This is a genomic window from Micromonospora sp. NPDC050686, from assembly GCF_040654475.1.
In the GTDB taxonomy this organism is placed as follows: Bacteria; Actinomycetota; Actinomycetes; order Mycobacteriales; family Micromonosporaceae; genus Micromonospora.
Genome location: NZ_JBFAID010000016.1, coordinates 52,335 through 67,312, shown reverse-complemented (window position 1 = coordinate 67,312; position 14,978 = coordinate 52,335). Strand labels below are relative to the sequence as shown.

The window sequence follows — 14,978 nt, the reverse complement described above, 5'->3', positions numbered from 1 at the left end:
AGACAGGGACCGACCGTGCTAGTACCCGCCCCCGACCCGCGGGCCGTCCGTGAGGCGAGCCTGGAGGAGCTCGTCCGGCTGGGCCTGCCGCTGCCGCCCGGCCAGTTCCCGCTGGTGTGGGAGCCGGGTGACGAGATCGAGCTGCGCCCGACCCGGGAGATCGAGGCCCGGATCGCGGTGCTGCACCTGATCCTGGCCCGCTGCTTCGGGATGCCACCGCAGGCGGCGGTGAGCTGGTTGCTCCACTCGCACCTGATGGAGATGGTCACCCCGCCCGAGTGGGAGTTCGTGATGGGCGGCAAGGGCGACCACCGCTCGTTCGTGCTGCACCACGACGCGCTCTTCTCGCTGGCCTGGGTCCTCGGGCTGACCAGGCAGCTCGACCCGACGGTCCCGGTGGACGAGCGGTTGGTCGAGCGGATGCCGAACATCGCCGCGGGGGAGACCTTCGACCACTGGCGGGCCCGGATCCTGGCCGCCCCGCAGCACCCCGCCCACGCGGCCGCCCTGCTCGACCTGCACTACTGCCTGGACTGGGCGTACCTGGAGCTGGAGGAGGCGGGCCGGCCGGTGCCCGGGCTGGTCGACGCGAACGCCATCGGGCAGCGGCGGTGGGCGCTGGAGTGGGCGGTGATGCTGCGTGGGCCGTACCACGACGAGCCGCCGGACTGGGAAGAGGTCGATCTCTCCACCTGAGCCCGCCGCGGCGGCGGCGCTGCCGGTGCTCGGGCGTGTCGCGGGTGGGGGCGAAACACGTCTTCGGCCGTGATACCTCCCAGGTATTTTGATGACTCTGGGGTATCACGCCCTTCCGGGTGTCCGGCGCCCGCTGCCGACCCGTACGCCGTCAGCTGGCGGCGTACGGGCGGTGCACGCCGAGACGGACCGCGAGGGTCACGGTGGCCGGCTCGGGCAGCGCGGCGATCCGCTCGGCGAGCCGGGCCGGATCGGTGTGCCAGGCGCTCGGGCCCATCCCGACCAGGGTGGCGACCTCGGTGCGGGTGAGGGCGAGCCGGGCCCGGTGCACGGCGGACGACTCCTCGGTGAAGTGCCCGCCCAGGCTGCCGGCCACCCGGTCGGCCTTGGCCGGGTCGACCCGGAGCAGGTCGAGGGGGCCGACCAGCTCGGCGAGGTGCTCCTCGGCCGGGGTGACCACCAGCAGCGCGCCGGCCGGGTCGAGCACCCGGCGGAACTCCGCTCCGTTGCGCGGCGCGAAGACGTTGAGCAGCACCGTGGTGGACCCGTCGGCCAGCGGTAGGCGCTGCCACGTGTCGGCGAGCGCGGCGGCGGCCCGGGGGTGGGCCCGGGCCGCGCGGCGCAGCGCCGGCTTGGCGACGTCGAGCGCCAGCCCGACGGCATCGGGGAGGGCCGCCAGCACCGCCGCCAGGTACCAGCCGGTCCCCGCGCCGGCGTCCGCAACCAGCGGGCACCCCGGGCCGGCACCACCCGGCCGCCCGGCGGGAGCCGGCGTGACCGGCGCCGGCCGGTGCAGCACCCGGCGGGCGGCGTCGGCCAGGGCCGTGGCGACCGGGGCGTAGTGGCCCGCGGCGAGGAAGTCGGCGCGGGCCGCGACCATCTCCGCGCTGTCCCCGACGTGGGGGGCCCGGCCGGCGAGCAGGTTGACGTACCCCTGGCGGGCGATGTCGAAGCTGTGCCGGCGCGGACAGCGCAGCGCCCGGGCGGTGCCGGCGGTGGCCTCGGCCAGCGGGTCGCCGCAGACCGGGCAGCGTAGGCGGTCCAGGATGCGCGGGTCCATGGTCAGCCCTCCGGCCGGCCGGTCGGCGCCGCGGGCCGTGCGGTGAGGTGGTCGACCACCCGTTGGCTCAGGACGCCGAGCGCCTCGATCTGCGCCGGGCTGAGCCGTGGTCCGTCCATGCCCCGATCCTAACGGAGTCGTTGACATGTCATCGACATGCACTCTGCTCGGCGGACTACCGGGCGGTCATGGTGGCCGACGGCCGGCTGGTGCTCCGCCTCACCGTCGAGCGGGTGTACGGCCGGCGGCCGTGACCGGCGGTCCGGTGCCGGCGCCGGACCGCCGGTGACTAGGGTCTGAGCATGGTCGCAATCTCGTACGAGGACATCGTCAAGGTCCCGAAGGCGCTGCTGCACGACCACCTCGACGGCGGCCTTCGCCCCGCGACGATCGTGGAGCTGGCCGCGGAGATCGGCCATGAACTGCCCACCACCGACGCGACGGGGCTGGGCCGCTGGTTCGTCGAGGCAGCCAACTCCGGCTCCCTGGAGCGCTACCTGGAGACGTTCGCGCACACCGTCGCGGTGATGCAGACCGCCGACGCGCTGCGCCGGGTCGCCCGGGAGTGCGCCCTGGACCTGGCCACCGACGGGGTGGTCTACGCCGAGGTGCGGTTCGCCCCCGAGCAGCACCTGGAGCGGGACCTCTCACTGGACGAGGTGGTGGAGGCGGTGCTGGCCGGCTTCGTCGAGGGCAGTGAGCAGGCCGCCGCGCAGGGCCATCCGATCCGGGTCGGCACGCTGCTCACCGCCATGCGGCACGCGGCCCGCTCGCAGGAGATCGCCGAACTCGCGGTCCGGCACCGGGACGCCGGCGTGGTCGGCTTCGACATCGCCGGCGCCGAGGCGGGTTTCCCGCCCACCCGGCACCTGGACGCGTTCGAATACCTCCAGCGGGAGAACTTCCACTTCACCATCCACGCCGGCGAGGCGTTCGGCCTGCCGTCGATCTGGCAGGCGATCCAGTGGTGCGGCGCGGACCGGCTCGGGCACGGGGTACGGATCGTGGACGACGTCACCCCGGGCGACCCGCCGGTGCTCGGCCGGCTGGCCGCGTACGTCCGGGACAAGCGGATCCCGCTGGAGCTGTGCCCGTCGTCGAACGTGCAGACCGGTGCCGCCGCCTCGATCGCGGACCACCCGATCGGGCTGCTGCGTGACCTCCGGTTCCGGGTCACGGTCAACACCGACAACCGGCTGATGAGCGGGACGTCGATGTCGCGGGAGATGGCGCTGCTGGTGGAGGCATTCGGCTACGGCTGGAAGGAACTCCAGTGGTTCACCATCAACGCGATGAAGAGCGCCTTCATCCCGTTCGACGAGCGCCTGAGGATCATCGACGAGGTGATCAAGCCGGCGTACGCCAAGCTGCTGACCTGATCAGTGCTGGCGCGGGTGGCCGGGCAGCAGCGCGGCCACCCGCCGGAGCACCTCGCGGGCCCGGGCCGCCTCGGCGCCCAGCCCGGTCTGCCGGGCCAGCACCGCCGGCTCCTCGCGCAGCAGCGCCACGCCGCGCCGGACCAGCACCCGGGGCGCCTTGCGCTGCTCGGTGAGGTCGCGGGCCAGGCGGCGGAGGAAGGTGGCCGTCCGGGGGCGCCGCAAGGCGTACGCCCCGGCGAGCAGTCCGCGGCGGCGGCACTCCGCCACGATCTCGGCGGCGAAGATCCCTTCGGCCATGAAAATCGGCGATCCGGTGACATCGAATGGCCGACTGGCCACTTGTCGGTCCGCGCCGATCGCATAAACCGGCACTTCGGTCTTGCCGTCCCGGGCCAGTCGGGCAATGGTTTCCACCGCCGCCTCGGCGTCCCAGGACAGGGGTGACTCCCAGTCCACGAGGCCGTTCCGGCGTGGCAACGTAGGGTCATCGCCGTCCTTGTAGAAGTCGTCGAGGCAGAGCACCGGAAGTCCGGTTCGTTGTGCGATGTACGACTTTCCGGAGCCGGATGGCCCGGCCAACAGGACGACGCGGTGCGGGTGTTCCATTACCTTCGGTGACTCCGACCAGACGGATTGCGAGCAAATTGCGTCAACATCTCATCACACCCGGAGAGAGGGACAACCTGGGCTTTCTCTTTGCGGGGCGGCGTGATGGAATCTCGGGGGTCCGACCCGCCGGGTCGGTCGCTGGGCGGTGCCCGAGGCAACGTTCGGCAGTTGTGATCGCGAGGGCGGTGACGTGAGCAAACGGCCAAAGACGGCGAGCTCCTTCCTGTCGCGGCTGCGTCGGCCGGCCGGCCGGCTTCGCGACATGCCGATCTGGTCCAAGCTCGGTCTCATCATGATCGTGCCGACCATCGCCACGGTCGTCGTGGGCACCAGTGGTCTCATCGACCACCTGGAGACGCTCAACAACGCGAACCGGGCCGGTGACCTGGCCAACCTCGTCAGCTACTCCGGTGACCTGGTCAACAGCCTCCAGGACGAGCGCACCTCGGCCGTCCTGTTCCTCGGTTCCAAGGAGGGGCAGGCCCGGGAGCAGTACCGCGAGGCGTACAACCGGGTCAACAACCGGGTCGACCAGGCGAAGACCCCGTACTCCCAGCAGCGCCTCGAGATCGACAATCTGCCGGCGAGCTTCGAGAATCTCCTCGACCGGATCGACGAGAACCTCAAGGACCTCCCCGGCACCCGCAGCCAGGTCTACAACGGCCGGTTCAAGCTGACCGAGACGGTGCAGGCGTACGAGGGCCTGATCAACGACCTGCTCGACATCCGCGACTCGGCGACCCAGCTCGCCGGGGACAACGACCTGAGCGAGCGGATGCGGGCCGCCGCGGCGACCGCCCGGTCCAAGGAGTTCCTCTCCCTGCGTCGGGTGGTGGTGCACCGCGCGCTGATCCAGAACGCGCTCACCCCGGTCCTGCGCACCGACTACATCGCCAGCGGCACCGGTCAGCAGCAGGCCCTGCAGAGCTTCCGCGCGGTCGCCAACGACCAGGAGAAGGAGTTCTTCCAGCAGACCGTCTCCGGCTCCGACCAGCGCCAGGCCGACAGCTACAACGGCTGGATCGCCGGCAAGGTCAACGAGAGCATGGCCGACGCGCCGTTCGGTCGGGACCAGTGGGACGCGGCCATGGTCGCCAACTCCCGGCTGATCCGTACCGTGGAGGCGAAGCTGGACGGCGACGTGGTCCGCCAGGCCGACGCGCTCCGCTCCGACGTGCAGCGCCAGGTGTTCCTGGAGACCGGCCTGCTGCTGAGCATGCTGCTGCTCGCCATCCTGTTCGCGTACCTGGTCGCCCGTTCGATGGCCCGCTCCCTGCGCGACCTGCGGCAGGGTGCGCTCTCCATCGCCCAGTTCGGGTTGCCCCAGGCGGTGGCCCGGTTGCGCGACCCGCAGCTGGCCAGCCAGCACTCCCCGGCCCAGTTGGCGAACCAGATCGCCGAGCCGCTGCCGGTGCGGAGCAAGGACGAGTTCGGCCAGGTGACCGAGGCGTTCAACGCGGTCCACCTGGAGGCCGTGCGGACCGCGGCCGAGCAGGCCGCTCTGCGGTCGTCCGTCGCGACGATGTTCGTCAACCTCGCCCGCCGCTCGCAGATCCTGGTCGACCGGCTGATCGGTCACCTCGACCGGTTGGAGCGCGGCGAGGAGGACCCGGACCGGCTGGCCGAGCTGTTCCAGCTCGACCACCTGGCCACCCGGATGCGCCGTAACGACGAGAACCTGCTGGTGCTCGCCGGTGCGGACTCCACCCGCGTCCAGCGTGAGCCGGCCGCCCTGATCGACGTGCTCCGCGCCGCGCAGTCCGAGGTCGAGCACTACACCCGGATCGAGTTCGGCTCGATCGACCGGGACATCGAGGTGGCCGCGCACGCGGTCAACGACCTCGTGCACCTGATCGCCGAGCTGTTCGACAACGCCACCGCCTTCTCCCCGCCGGACTCCCAGGTGATGGTGGAGGCCCGGCGGATCGGTGACCGCGCCACGCTCTACGTGGAGGACCGGGGCATCGGCGTCAGCGCCGAGCAGCTGCACGAGCTCAACGAGCGGCTCGCCACGCCGCCCCAGGTGGACGTGGCCGTCTCCCGGATGATGGGCCTGGTCGTGGTCGCCCGGCTGGCCTCCCGGCACGGCGTCAAGGTCGAGCTGAAGCCCGGCGCGGAGCGGGGCACGGTGGCCGAGGTCGGCCTGCCGGGCTCGGTGCTGGTGCCGCGGGCGCTCGCCGGCCGCGGGCACCCCGGGGCGCTCCCGGCGGGCAGCCCGGCCCCGCAGTCGTCCGGTCCGGCGCCGGCCTTCGGCGCGCTCCAGGCGCTGGGCAACCTACCGACCCACGTCACCGCGCCGCCGTCGGGCAACCAGCTCACGCTGGGCGGCCGGTCGATCGAGCCGACCCCGCGCAACGGCGCACCGGCCTCCGCCGGGTCGCTGCCGGCCTGGTCCGACCTGACCGGTGCCAGCGGGGCGACCGGCGGTGACTCCTTCGGGCCGCGCCCGTCCAACGGCCAGTCGATCGACCCGCTGCCTCAGCGGCGTTCCGGCGACCCCGACCCGGCCGTGACCGGCCAGCTTCCGCCCATTCCGCGTCAGCTGCCCAGCAGCCCGGAGGCACGGCCGTACGGCCCGCCGCCGGTCTCGGCGCCGCCGGTTCCGCCGGTGTCCGCCCCGCCGGTTCCGGGGATGCCGACGTCCGGCCAGCCGCTGCCGACCCGGCCCGTCTCGGCGGCACCGACGTCCGGCCAGCCGCTGCCGACCCGGCCCGTCTCGGCGGCACCGACCTCCGCTCAGCCGCTGCCCAGTCGCCCGGTGTCCGCGGCGCCGACCCCCGGCCACCCGCTGCCGACCCGCCCCGGGGCGGTGCCACCCGACTACGCCGCGGGTGGCCGGCCGGCCACCGCGCCGCCCTCGCCCGCCCGCTCGGCGGCGGCTCCCGCCACGCCGGCGCCGCCGGTGTGGCCGCCGGTCGCCAACCCGGAGCGCGAGGCAGCCGCTCCGCCGGTGCCGGAGCGGGTCGCCGCCAAGCTCGACATGGCCGCCGAGCCGCGCCCCGGCGCTCCGGCCACGCCGCCGGCCGCGGGCCGGCCGGCGGCTGCCCCGGCCGCCGGCCGCCCGACCACGCCGCAGCAGGGCGCGAACCGGCAGCGGTACGCGGACGAGACGATGGAACTGCCGATCTTCCGGGAGCTCGAGTCGGCCTGGTTCCGCACCCGCCGGCCCGGCCCGGAGGAGGCGGCGCAGGCACCCGGTGGCAACGGTGCCCCGACGCAGCAGTTCGCCGCGGTCGACGCCACCGGCCGGCCCGTCCAGAAGACCGCAACCGGGACGACAGGTACGACACCGATGGCAAACACGCCGACGGCCGGAGGAGCGCCGCGGGCCACCGGCCCGACCAACAGCGGGGCCCGTCCGGGCTTCGCCGAGAGCATGCCGAGCCGTCGGCCGGGCCCTCCGCCCGGCGGCTGGCAGACCGCCGCCGACGACGGCTGGCGGGCGGCCTCGGCGGCCAACGAGGTCCCGGTGGCCGAGACCACCCAGAAGGGCCTGCCGAAGCGCAAGCCGATGGCCCAGCTGGTGCCCGGCGCCGTGGAGAAGCCCGCCGCGGCCGTGCAGAAGCGGACGCCGGAGGGCGTACGCGGGCTGCTGTCGGCCTACCATCGAGGTGTGCAGCGCGGCCGTAGCAACCCGTCGGAGAGCAACCCGACCAACCCGGAGGGGACTCCGGGTGGGCAGCAATCCTCGCAGTCTGGCTCAGGCCCGGTGGCCGGGAGCGGGCAGAAGGAGCAACAACGATGACAACTACGCAGGATCTCGGTTGGCTGCTGGCCAACTTCGCCGACCGGGTACCCGGTGTCGCACACGCGGTCGCCGTCTCCGCGGACGGTCTGCTCCTCGCGTCGTCACGAGACCTTCCGCGGGACCGGGCCGACCAGTTGGCCGCTATTTCGTCCGGCCTGGTCAGCCTGACGCAGGGTGCCGCCCGCTGCTTCGAGGGTGGCGCGGTGCTGCAGACAGTGGTCGAGATGGACAACGGCTTCCTGTTCCTGATGTCCATTTCGGACGGTTCCTCCTTCGCCGTGCTGGCCGCGCGCAGCTGCGACGTCGGTCAGGTCGGCTACGAGATGGCCCTGCTGGTGGACCGGGTGGGCGAGGCGCTGACCCCCGCGCCCCGCACGGCCGTGGGAATGATGGGCTGAACATCGCGCTGACCCTTCGGTCAGGCGGAGCAACAACGACACAAAGACGGGTTCCACCGGTGCGAGCCGACACGGGGTACGAAGGAGGTGAGCGGCGACATGGCCGATCGTGACGAACCGACCGGCGCGTTGGTCCGGCCATACGCTGTGACCCGCGGTCGTACCCGTCCCCGGCTCGACATCGCCCTGGAGGCGCTCGTCGAGACGACGGTGCGCGGTCGGGCCGCAGCCAACAGCAATGGCGGGCACGGCCGTGAACACCAGTACATCGCCGCGTTGTGTGACGGACGTGTGCAGTCACTCGCCGAGATCGCGGCGAGGATGCAGCTTCCGCTCGGCGTGGCCCGGGTGCTCATCGCCGACATGGCGACGGATGGCCTGGTCGCGGTCCACGAGCCGACCATTTTGGACGACTCGGACGACGCGGTGGGCACTGAACTGCTGGAGAGGGTGCTGAGTGGACTTCGCAGGCTCTGACATGTCGCACCGGCCGCCGGCCCCGAGCGGGCGCGTGACGTCGGCAAAGATTGTTATCGCCGGTGGGTTCGGCGTCGGTAAGACGACGCTCGTCGGCTCGGTCTCGGAGATCACACCGCTGACCACCGAGGCCATCATGACCTCGGCCGGTGTGGGCGTCGACGACAACCGGCAGGTGCCGGGCAAGACGACGACCACGGTGGCGATGGACTTCGGCCGTATCTCGATCGACCGGGACCTGATCCTGTACCTGTTCGGTACGCCCGGTCAGACGCGGTTCTGGTTCATGTGGGACGAACTGGTGCGCGGCGCAATCGGCGCGGTGGTGCTGGTGGACACCCGCCGGCTGGCCGACTGCTTCGCCGCGATCGACTTCTTCGAGCATCGGCGGCTGCCGTACCTGGTGGCCATCAACTGCTTCGACGGGATGCAGTACCACGACCCGCAGGACGTCCGGGAGGCCCTCGCGATCTCCAGCGACGTGCCGGTGGTGGCCTGCGACGCGCGCAACCGGGAGTCCACCAAGCACGTGCTGATCTCGCTGGTCGAGTACGTGCTGACCATGCGGCGCTCGCGCGCCGTGGCGCCCGCCTGAGTTGACCGCGTACGCGCCCGGCGCCGGCTTCCGGCCGACACCGGGCGCATCTCGCTGTCCACGTAAGGGCGGATGGGCCGCCGCCTCCGGTGTGGACCCGCAGTGGGCGTCCACACCGGAGGGACCGGGTCAGGAGATCCGGGTCCAGGCGCCCTGGTTGACCTGGTAGATGCCGAGCGAATCGCGCTCCATGCCGCTGTGCCGGCTGGGGGAGAAGGCGTACGCCCCGGCCATGCCCTCGGACACCTGGGTACGCAGGTAGGCCTTGATCCGTCCATGGTCGACGGTGCCCGACGTGCGGGCCGCGTCGGTGATCAGGGTCAGCGCGTCCGAGGCGTACGGCGCGAAGCCGCTGAAGCCGCCGTACAGCTGGATGTAGCGGAAGGTGAAGTCCCGGCGGGCCAGCGCGCCGGTGGTGGTGTTGGTGAGGGTGGAGCCGCCCAGCGACATCGGGTGCACGGCATAGGCGCCCTCGACGGAACTCGCGTTGCGGGCGTCGAGCGTGTCGTCGTTGACCGCCGCCGGATCGAGGTAGAGCGGTCCCTGGTAACCCACGACGCGCAGCGTCCGGGCTGCCTCGCCGGTGTCCGGGGCGTGCGACCAGAGGACGACCGCCTTCGGCTCCCGGTCGGCGACCTCGCGCAGCACCGGCCGGAAGTCCGTCCCGGTGCGCGGCAGCCGGGTGACCGTGACCAGCTCCACACCGGCGCCCTTGGCCGCCTGCTTCATGGCCTTGACGCCGGAGTCGCCGTGCAGCCCGGATCCGGCAACCAGCATCACCCGCCGGTGCTTGCGCTCGACGAGCAGCCGCACCAGGCGTCGGGCGATGTCCTGGGTGTCCGGTGTCACCTTGTAGATGAACGTGCGGTCGGCCAACGGCAGCACCAGCCCGTCGCCGTACGCCAGCGAGATGAACGGGATCCGGATCTCCTGCGCCTGCGCGATGATGCCCATGGAGGTCTCGGCCAGCGTGCCGCCGAGCAGGGCGTGCACGTTGTCCTGCTGGGCCAGCTCGCGGGCCTGCTGCGCGGCGGTACGCGGGTCACTGGCGTTGTCCCGCAGCAGGAGGCGCACCTTGCGGCGCATGTTGCCCACCTGCACGCCGTCGACGTTCAGCCCCTCCAGCGTGATCCGCAGGGCGCGTTCCTGGAGGGTGCCCATTGCGGCTCCCCGCCCGCTCAGCTCCAGGCTGGCGCCGACCACGATCTCCTGTTCCGCGGGGGCCCGGCTGCCGCCGGTCCGCGGCTGACCCTGCTCACCCCGGCCGCAGCCGCTCAGCAGCAGGCCGCCGGCCGTGGCGGCGAGCAGCCCCCGACGGGTCAACGTGGACGGATGTTTTCCCGGTGTCGCCATCGCAGTCGCCTCCCCAGCCCGGCGTCCCTGCCGTGGCTGTTCCGCCGGAGATGCTCCCGGCCGGCCTCACCCGCCGTCAACTTGTCCGGGTGTGGGCAGGAACACGCAGGTCGAAGGCGGTTACTGGGCGGTCAGGAACGGTAACCGGCCGAGCGGAACTCGTACTCCCGGTCGTCGTCCCGGTCGCCGGTGTCCCGGCTGAAGTCCCAGCCGCCGGCGGCCTCGCGGCCCGGCCGGCCGCCCACCGCGAAACCGCCGATCTCCTGTCCCCGGCGCCAGCCGCGGAAGTATCCGGTGGTGTTCTCGGCGAGGCTCGCCGCGTCCCGGACGATCCGCAGTGGCCGCTCCTCGCGCAGCGGTGAACCCGGCACCAGGTTGGCCTGCGGTACCCGCTTGGGCAGCCCGGCCTGGGTGGCGTCGCCCACCGACGGGCGGGCGGCCTGCTCGGCCGCCTGCCAGCCGCTGTCCATGGTGGACGACCATTCCAGGTCGGCCTCGTCGTCGTGCCCGACGAACCAGGCGGACTTGGCGGCGGCGAAGATGAGCAGGTCGCCGTCGCCCTCGTCGGAGACCGGCGGGGGCCGGAACTCGGCCGGCGCCGGGCGGCGCTCCGGCAGCCGGGGGGCGACCGGCGGGGCGGGCGGGCGGGACTCGGCCGCGTCGACCAGCCGCAGCGGCGGGGTCTCCAGGCGCGGGTCGGTCGGCGGGTTCGGCTCGCCGCGCAGCGCCCGGTCGGCCAGCGGCGGTGGCTCCACCAGCCGCAGCATCGGTGGCTCCTGCGGGAGGTCGTCGGCGAGCCACGGCGGGGTCACCCGGCTGCGGGTCGCGCCCGGGTCGGTCGGCGCGTCGACCTGACGCCCCTCCCGGTACGGGTAGGCGACCGGGTTGTCGGCGGCGCTGTCGGCCAGGTCGTCGACGGCGTTGACCAGCGGCCAGTTGGCCCGGGAGCCGGGCGCGGCCGGCGGCTCCTGGCCGGGCCGCGGGGTGGGCACCGGGATGCTCAGGTCGGTGGCGCTGAACCCGCCGGTCGGCGGCTCGTCCGGGGTGGTCTTCGGGCGCGGCGGGATCACCGTGCGCTGCCGCTCGGCCCGGGCGTTGTTGATGGCCGCCGTGGTGAGCGTGGGCCGGAACGGCTCGCCCGCCTCGGCCGGCGGGACCTTGCCGCGCTGGGCCGGGGCGATCGGGGTGATGCCCGGCGGCGGGGGCGGCGGCGCGGAGACCGGACGGTTGGTCGGGGTGTCCACCCGGCGTGCGGCCGGTGCGGCGGGCTCGACCCGGGCGGGCGGCCCGGAGATCGGCGCGCCCGGCCCGGCGGCCGGGGTGACCGGTGCCGGGGCCACCGGCGGCGGTGCGACCGGCGCGGGCGCCACCGGCGGTGGGCCGAGCGGCCGCGGGGTGGCGGGCGCGCCGGTGCCGGCGGACGGCTCCGGACGGCTGCGCCGGCTGCCGGACGGGACCGGCCCCGGGCCACCGCCGTGCAGGGCGCGCAGGGCCGCGTTCGCCGGGGGCAGTTCGCCCACCGGGTCGCCACGCCGGGCGGCGGCCCGCCGGCCGGGCGCCGGGGCGACCCGCTCGTCGAGGGCGCCGACGAGGGCCTCACAGCCCGCGTCGCAGGCGCGCACCGACGCGACCGCCTGGCGGACGGTCTCCGCGACGGCGGCGGTGAGGGAACGGTTCACGGTGGCCCGGCGGGGGGTCTCCGTGATGGCGACGCGCAGGGCGGTCAGCGCGTCGTTGATCTCGGCGGCCCGGCCCACGCCGTCGGCGGCCAGGTTGGCCACCACGGTCTCGGCGGAGAACTCCCGCCCGGGAGCGACCTGACCGGCCAGCATGCCGGGCTCGGGCAGCGCGTCGAGCACGGCCAGCGAGACCGGCTCCGCCGGGTCCGGGTACGCGCGCAGCGCGGCCGGGTAGAGCTCGCGCAGCACCTCGCGCAGCGCGACGGCGGCGGAGTGGCGGCCACTGGCCAGTGCGGCGTGCGCGGCGAGGACCTGCTTGTAGCCGGCGAGGTCACGCGGGGCGGGCAGGGTCACCGCGGAGAGCGCGCCGGCCTGCAGGGCGCGGGCCAGGCCGGCGGCGCGACGCTCGGCCGGCGGCGACTGCATCTCCTCCAGGGACTCGTCGTCGGCGAACCGCTCGGCGAAGTCGTCCACCAGGTCGTCGTCGGCGAGCGCCAGCGGGCGACCGGCGGCGCTGAGCAGGGCGGTGACCGTGTGGTCGTCGCTGTCCGCGGCGATCGCCGCACCGCTCGGCCCGCCCGACCGTTCCACGAGCAGGGCGACCAGCCGGGCGTAACCCGTCGCGTCGTCCCCGAGCTCGCAGACATGAAGCAGGCGGCCTGCGTCGTCGACCACAGCGGACGTCAGCGCCGAACCGGCCGAAGCCGGTCGGTCGGCCGGATCCGCCGAGGCCAGACCGCAGTAAACGCGCACGAGCGCCACGGCGTCGTCCTCCTCCCGGAACACACGTGTTCCTCTGCCAGAGACTGATGCTCCCCGGTGCGGCTCAGTCGCGCCAGTCCACAACGGCAGAGATCTTGCCGACAATGGTGCGCCAACCGAGGCTTGCGGTTTGTGCCCCGATTTTCTTCAGCCGCCGCCGGCCGAGAAAACCACCGACTCCGCCGTTGACAGCGGCCCGCAGCGCCTCGTCGAGGTCGTCCAGGCTGGAGCCGGCGGAGAGCATGTCCAGCACGGCCGGTAGCCGCAGCGCGTACGCCACGTCACGGGCGACCTCGCCGGCCTCGATCAGCAGCGCCGGGTCCCACGTGTCGTGCCCGCCGCGCAGGTTCTCCACGACCAGGTCCAGCTCGTAGGTGTCCTCGTCGAGCGGGGCGATGTCGGCCGGTTCCACCCGTTCGGACAATTCATTCCAGCTGTCCAGTTGGGACAGGTCGGTGGGCGCGCCGGAACGGACGTAACTCACCAGGGATTCCGGGGTCTTGAACACCAGCAGGCGGCCCCGGTGGCTCAGGAAGACCGGCACCTCCTCGTCGCCGGCATCCTCGGCCTCGTCGTCGTCGTCGGTCTCCTCGTCGGAGTCCTCGTCGTCGCCGGTACGCCCGGACGCCGACTTCTCGTCATCGACCTCGGCGAAGTCCTTGGCGAGGTCCTCGTCGAGGATCACCACCTCGTCGGAGTCCTCCTCCTCGGCCGCGGCGGCCTGGCGACGGGCGAGGAACGGGTCGTCCTCGTCGCGTTCGGTCACGTCCGTCGGGGTCAGCTCCCGTGCCGGCCGGTACGCGCGCAGGGTGAAGCCGGTCCCGGCGGGCAGGGCGATCTCGATCGGGTCGATCCGCAGCTCGTCCCAGAGCGAGCGGTCCCGGTGCGCGGCCTCGGACGTCGCCTCGGCGACATCGGACTCGACCGACCCCTCGGTCTCGTCGAGCTCGGGCTCGTCGGCGTCGGGCCGTTGGGGCGACTGGCGGGCCACGCTGACCTCCGTGTGCGTCGGTTGCCCACTCGCCGGCGCCTCCGGCCGTCGAGTGACTATGGGCACATACCCTAGTGGTCGCATCCGTGGAGTGGAGCCGCACCCCGGTGGCGCTCCCGGCGGACGACAAGTAGCGTTACTACTTATGAAGGCCCAGGCGCTGCACGGACACCTCGACGCGCTGCTGCTCGCCGTGCTGGAGCGGGGCGCGCTGCACGGCTACGCGATCATCGAGGCGCTGCGCGTGCGCAGCGACGGCTCGCTGGATCTGCCGACCGGCACCATCTATCCGGCTCTGCGGCGGCTGGAACGCGCCGGATACGTGGCGAGCTCGTGGAGCACGGTGAATGGCCGGGAGCGCCGCACGTACCAGTTGACCGACGCGGGCGGTCGGGCGCTGGCCGGCGAGCGGGCCGGCTGGCGGGAGTTCAGCTCCACCGTCGGCCGGTTCCTCGGCCCCGATCAGCCGCCGGCCCCGGCGTGATCAGTGGCGGCGAGCCGCCACCGGCCCGGCGTGATCAGCGGGCGGCGCGCAGCCAGGCGCGGGCCGCCCGGCCCAGGCTGAACCAGGCCGCCCCGGCGGCGACCAGCCCGATGAGCATCGGCGGCCAGGTCAGCGCGGCGTCCCAGAGGTCCAGCGACCAGGCGTACAGCGCGCACCCGGCCAGTGCGCCCACCGCGAGCAGCCCGGTCAGGCCGAGGCCCGCCAGCCGCGCGACGGGCGGCAGCCCGGGGCGGCCCCGCCGGGCGGCCCCGGCGAGCACCAGCAGGCCGACCACCGCGAGCAGACCCACCCCGGCCCAGATCCAGTTCACCGAGGCGGAGAGGAGCAGGTAGCCGGCCGGTGGTCGCGGGCCGTCCTGGCTCCAGCTCGAACCCCGCCAGGTCAGGTCACCGGCGACGGTCAGCACCGCGGCGACCGCCAACCCGCGTACGGCCAGGCCGCGCAGCGCGTCCGCGGCCAGCTCGGCCTGGTACGCCGGGACCAGCTCGGCCGGGCTGCCGAACTCGTGGACCGCCCGGCGCTCGGCGTCCGGCCCCGACAGCCCGTCCGCCTGGTACGCCTCGACGGCGTCCCACAGCGCGTGCCGGGCCTCGGTGAGCAGCTCCGCCTTCGACCGGGCGGGGCCGTGCAACCGGACGTCCAGATTTCGCAGGTGGGCCTCCACCGGGGCCCCGTCACCGCCGCGCATGCGCCCACCCTGCCACGTCGGACCCGGCGCGGGGTCCG

At 73.7% G+C, this 14,978-nt stretch carries 13 protein-coding genes; 7 read left to right on the top strand and 6 right to left on the bottom strand.

Features of this window, described 5'->3' with window-relative positions; translation table 11 throughout:
- Positions 1-15: 15 nt before the first annotated feature.
- Positions 16-696, top strand: a complete 681-nt coding sequence (locus AB0H57_RS13950; RefSeq protein ID WP_357506151.1) for a DUF4272 domain-containing protein — start codon at positions 16-18, stop codon at positions 694-696.
- A 151-nt stretch (positions 697-847) separates the two neighbouring features.
- Here the strand turns inward: AB0H57_RS13950 and AB0H57_RS13945 are convergent, their stop codons facing one another.
- A complete protein-coding gene (locus AB0H57_RS13945; RefSeq protein ID WP_357506149.1) occupies positions 848-1,756 on the bottom strand; it encodes a putative RNA methyltransferase in 909 nt (302 codons plus the stop codon).
- A 302-nt stretch (positions 1,757-2,058) separates the two neighbouring features.
- Here AB0H57_RS13945 and AB0H57_RS13940 point away from each other — a divergent pair, with 302 nt between their 5' ends.
- Positions 2,059-3,135, top strand: coding sequence for an adenosine deaminase (locus tag AB0H57_RS13940; protein WP_357506147.1), 1,077 nt, complete (start codon positions 2,059-2,061; stop codon positions 3,133-3,135).
- Here AB0H57_RS13940 and AB0H57_RS13935 read toward each other — a convergent pair whose 3' ends face one another.
- On the bottom strand, positions 3,136-3,432 hold the full coding sequence (locus AB0H57_RS13935) for a hypothetical protein (protein ID WP_357506145.1): 297 nt from the start codon (positions 3,430-3,432) through the stop codon (positions 3,136-3,138). It lies immediately after the preceding gene.
- 502 nt (positions 3,433-3,934) lie between these two features.
- Between AB0H57_RS13935 and AB0H57_RS13930 the strand changes: the two genes are divergently transcribed.
- From AB0H57_RS13930 to AB0H57_RS13915, 4 genes are all read left to right on the top strand, one after another.
- Entirely contained in the window at positions 3,935-7,489 is a 3,555-nt protein-coding gene (locus tag AB0H57_RS13930; RefSeq protein WP_357506143.1) for a nitrate- and nitrite sensing domain-containing protein, read from the top strand.
- Positions 7,486-7,890 (top strand): roadblock/LC7 domain-containing protein, encoded by a 405-nt coding sequence (locus AB0H57_RS13925; protein WP_357506141.1) that lies wholly within the window; start codon positions 7,486-7,488, stop codon positions 7,888-7,890. The genes AB0H57_RS13930 and AB0H57_RS13925 overlap by 4 nt, the downstream gene beginning before the upstream one ends.
- A gap of 99 nt (positions 7,891-7,989) precedes the next feature.
- Entirely contained in the window at positions 7,990-8,367 is a 378-nt protein-coding gene (locus AB0H57_RS13920) for a DUF742 domain-containing protein (RefSeq protein ID WP_357506233.1), read from the top strand.
- Between the two features lies 1 nt (position 8,368).
- Positions 8,369-8,962 carry an ATP/GTP-binding protein gene (locus AB0H57_RS13915; protein ID WP_357506139.1) on the top strand — a complete coding sequence of 198 codons (594 nt, stop codon included), beginning with the start codon at positions 8,369-8,371 and terminating at the stop codon, positions 8,960-8,962.
- Positions 8,963-9,091: 129 nt separating this feature from the next.
- On the opposite strand, the gene AB0H57_RS13910 is transcribed toward AB0H57_RS13915, so the two are convergent.
- The 3 genes from AB0H57_RS13910 to AB0H57_RS13900 form a co-directional block, all read right to left on the bottom strand.
- The gene (locus AB0H57_RS13910) at positions 9,092-10,315 is read right to left on the bottom strand and encodes an ABC transporter substrate-binding protein (protein WP_357506137.1); all 1,224 of its coding nucleotides are present in this window, start codon (positions 10,313-10,315) and stop codon (positions 9,092-9,094) included.
- A gap of 131 nt (positions 10,316-10,446) precedes the next feature.
- Positions 10,447-12,780, bottom strand: a complete 2,334-nt coding sequence (locus AB0H57_RS13905) for a transposase (protein WP_357506135.1) — start codon at positions 12,778-12,780, stop codon at positions 10,447-10,449.
- A 40-nt stretch (positions 12,781-12,820) separates the two neighbouring features.
- Positions 12,821-13,831, bottom strand: coding sequence for a DNA primase (locus AB0H57_RS13900; RefSeq protein WP_357506133.1), 1,011 nt, complete (start codon positions 13,829-13,831; stop codon positions 12,821-12,823).
- A 61-nt stretch (positions 13,832-13,892) separates the two neighbouring features.
- Here AB0H57_RS13900 and AB0H57_RS13895 point away from each other — a divergent pair, with 61 nt between their 5' ends.
- Positions 13,893-14,231, top strand: coding sequence for a helix-turn-helix transcriptional regulator (locus AB0H57_RS13895; protein WP_357506131.1), 339 nt, complete (start codon positions 13,893-13,895; stop codon positions 14,229-14,231).
- A 34-nt stretch (positions 14,232-14,265) separates the two neighbouring features.
- On the opposite strand, the gene AB0H57_RS13890 is transcribed toward AB0H57_RS13895, so the two are convergent.
- Positions 14,266-14,940: a permease prefix domain 1-containing protein gene (locus tag AB0H57_RS13890; RefSeq protein ID WP_357506129.1), complete on the bottom strand. Its 675-nt coding sequence runs from the start codon at positions 14,938-14,940 to the stop codon at positions 14,266-14,268.
- Between the last annotated feature and the right edge of the window lie 38 nt (positions 14,941-14,978).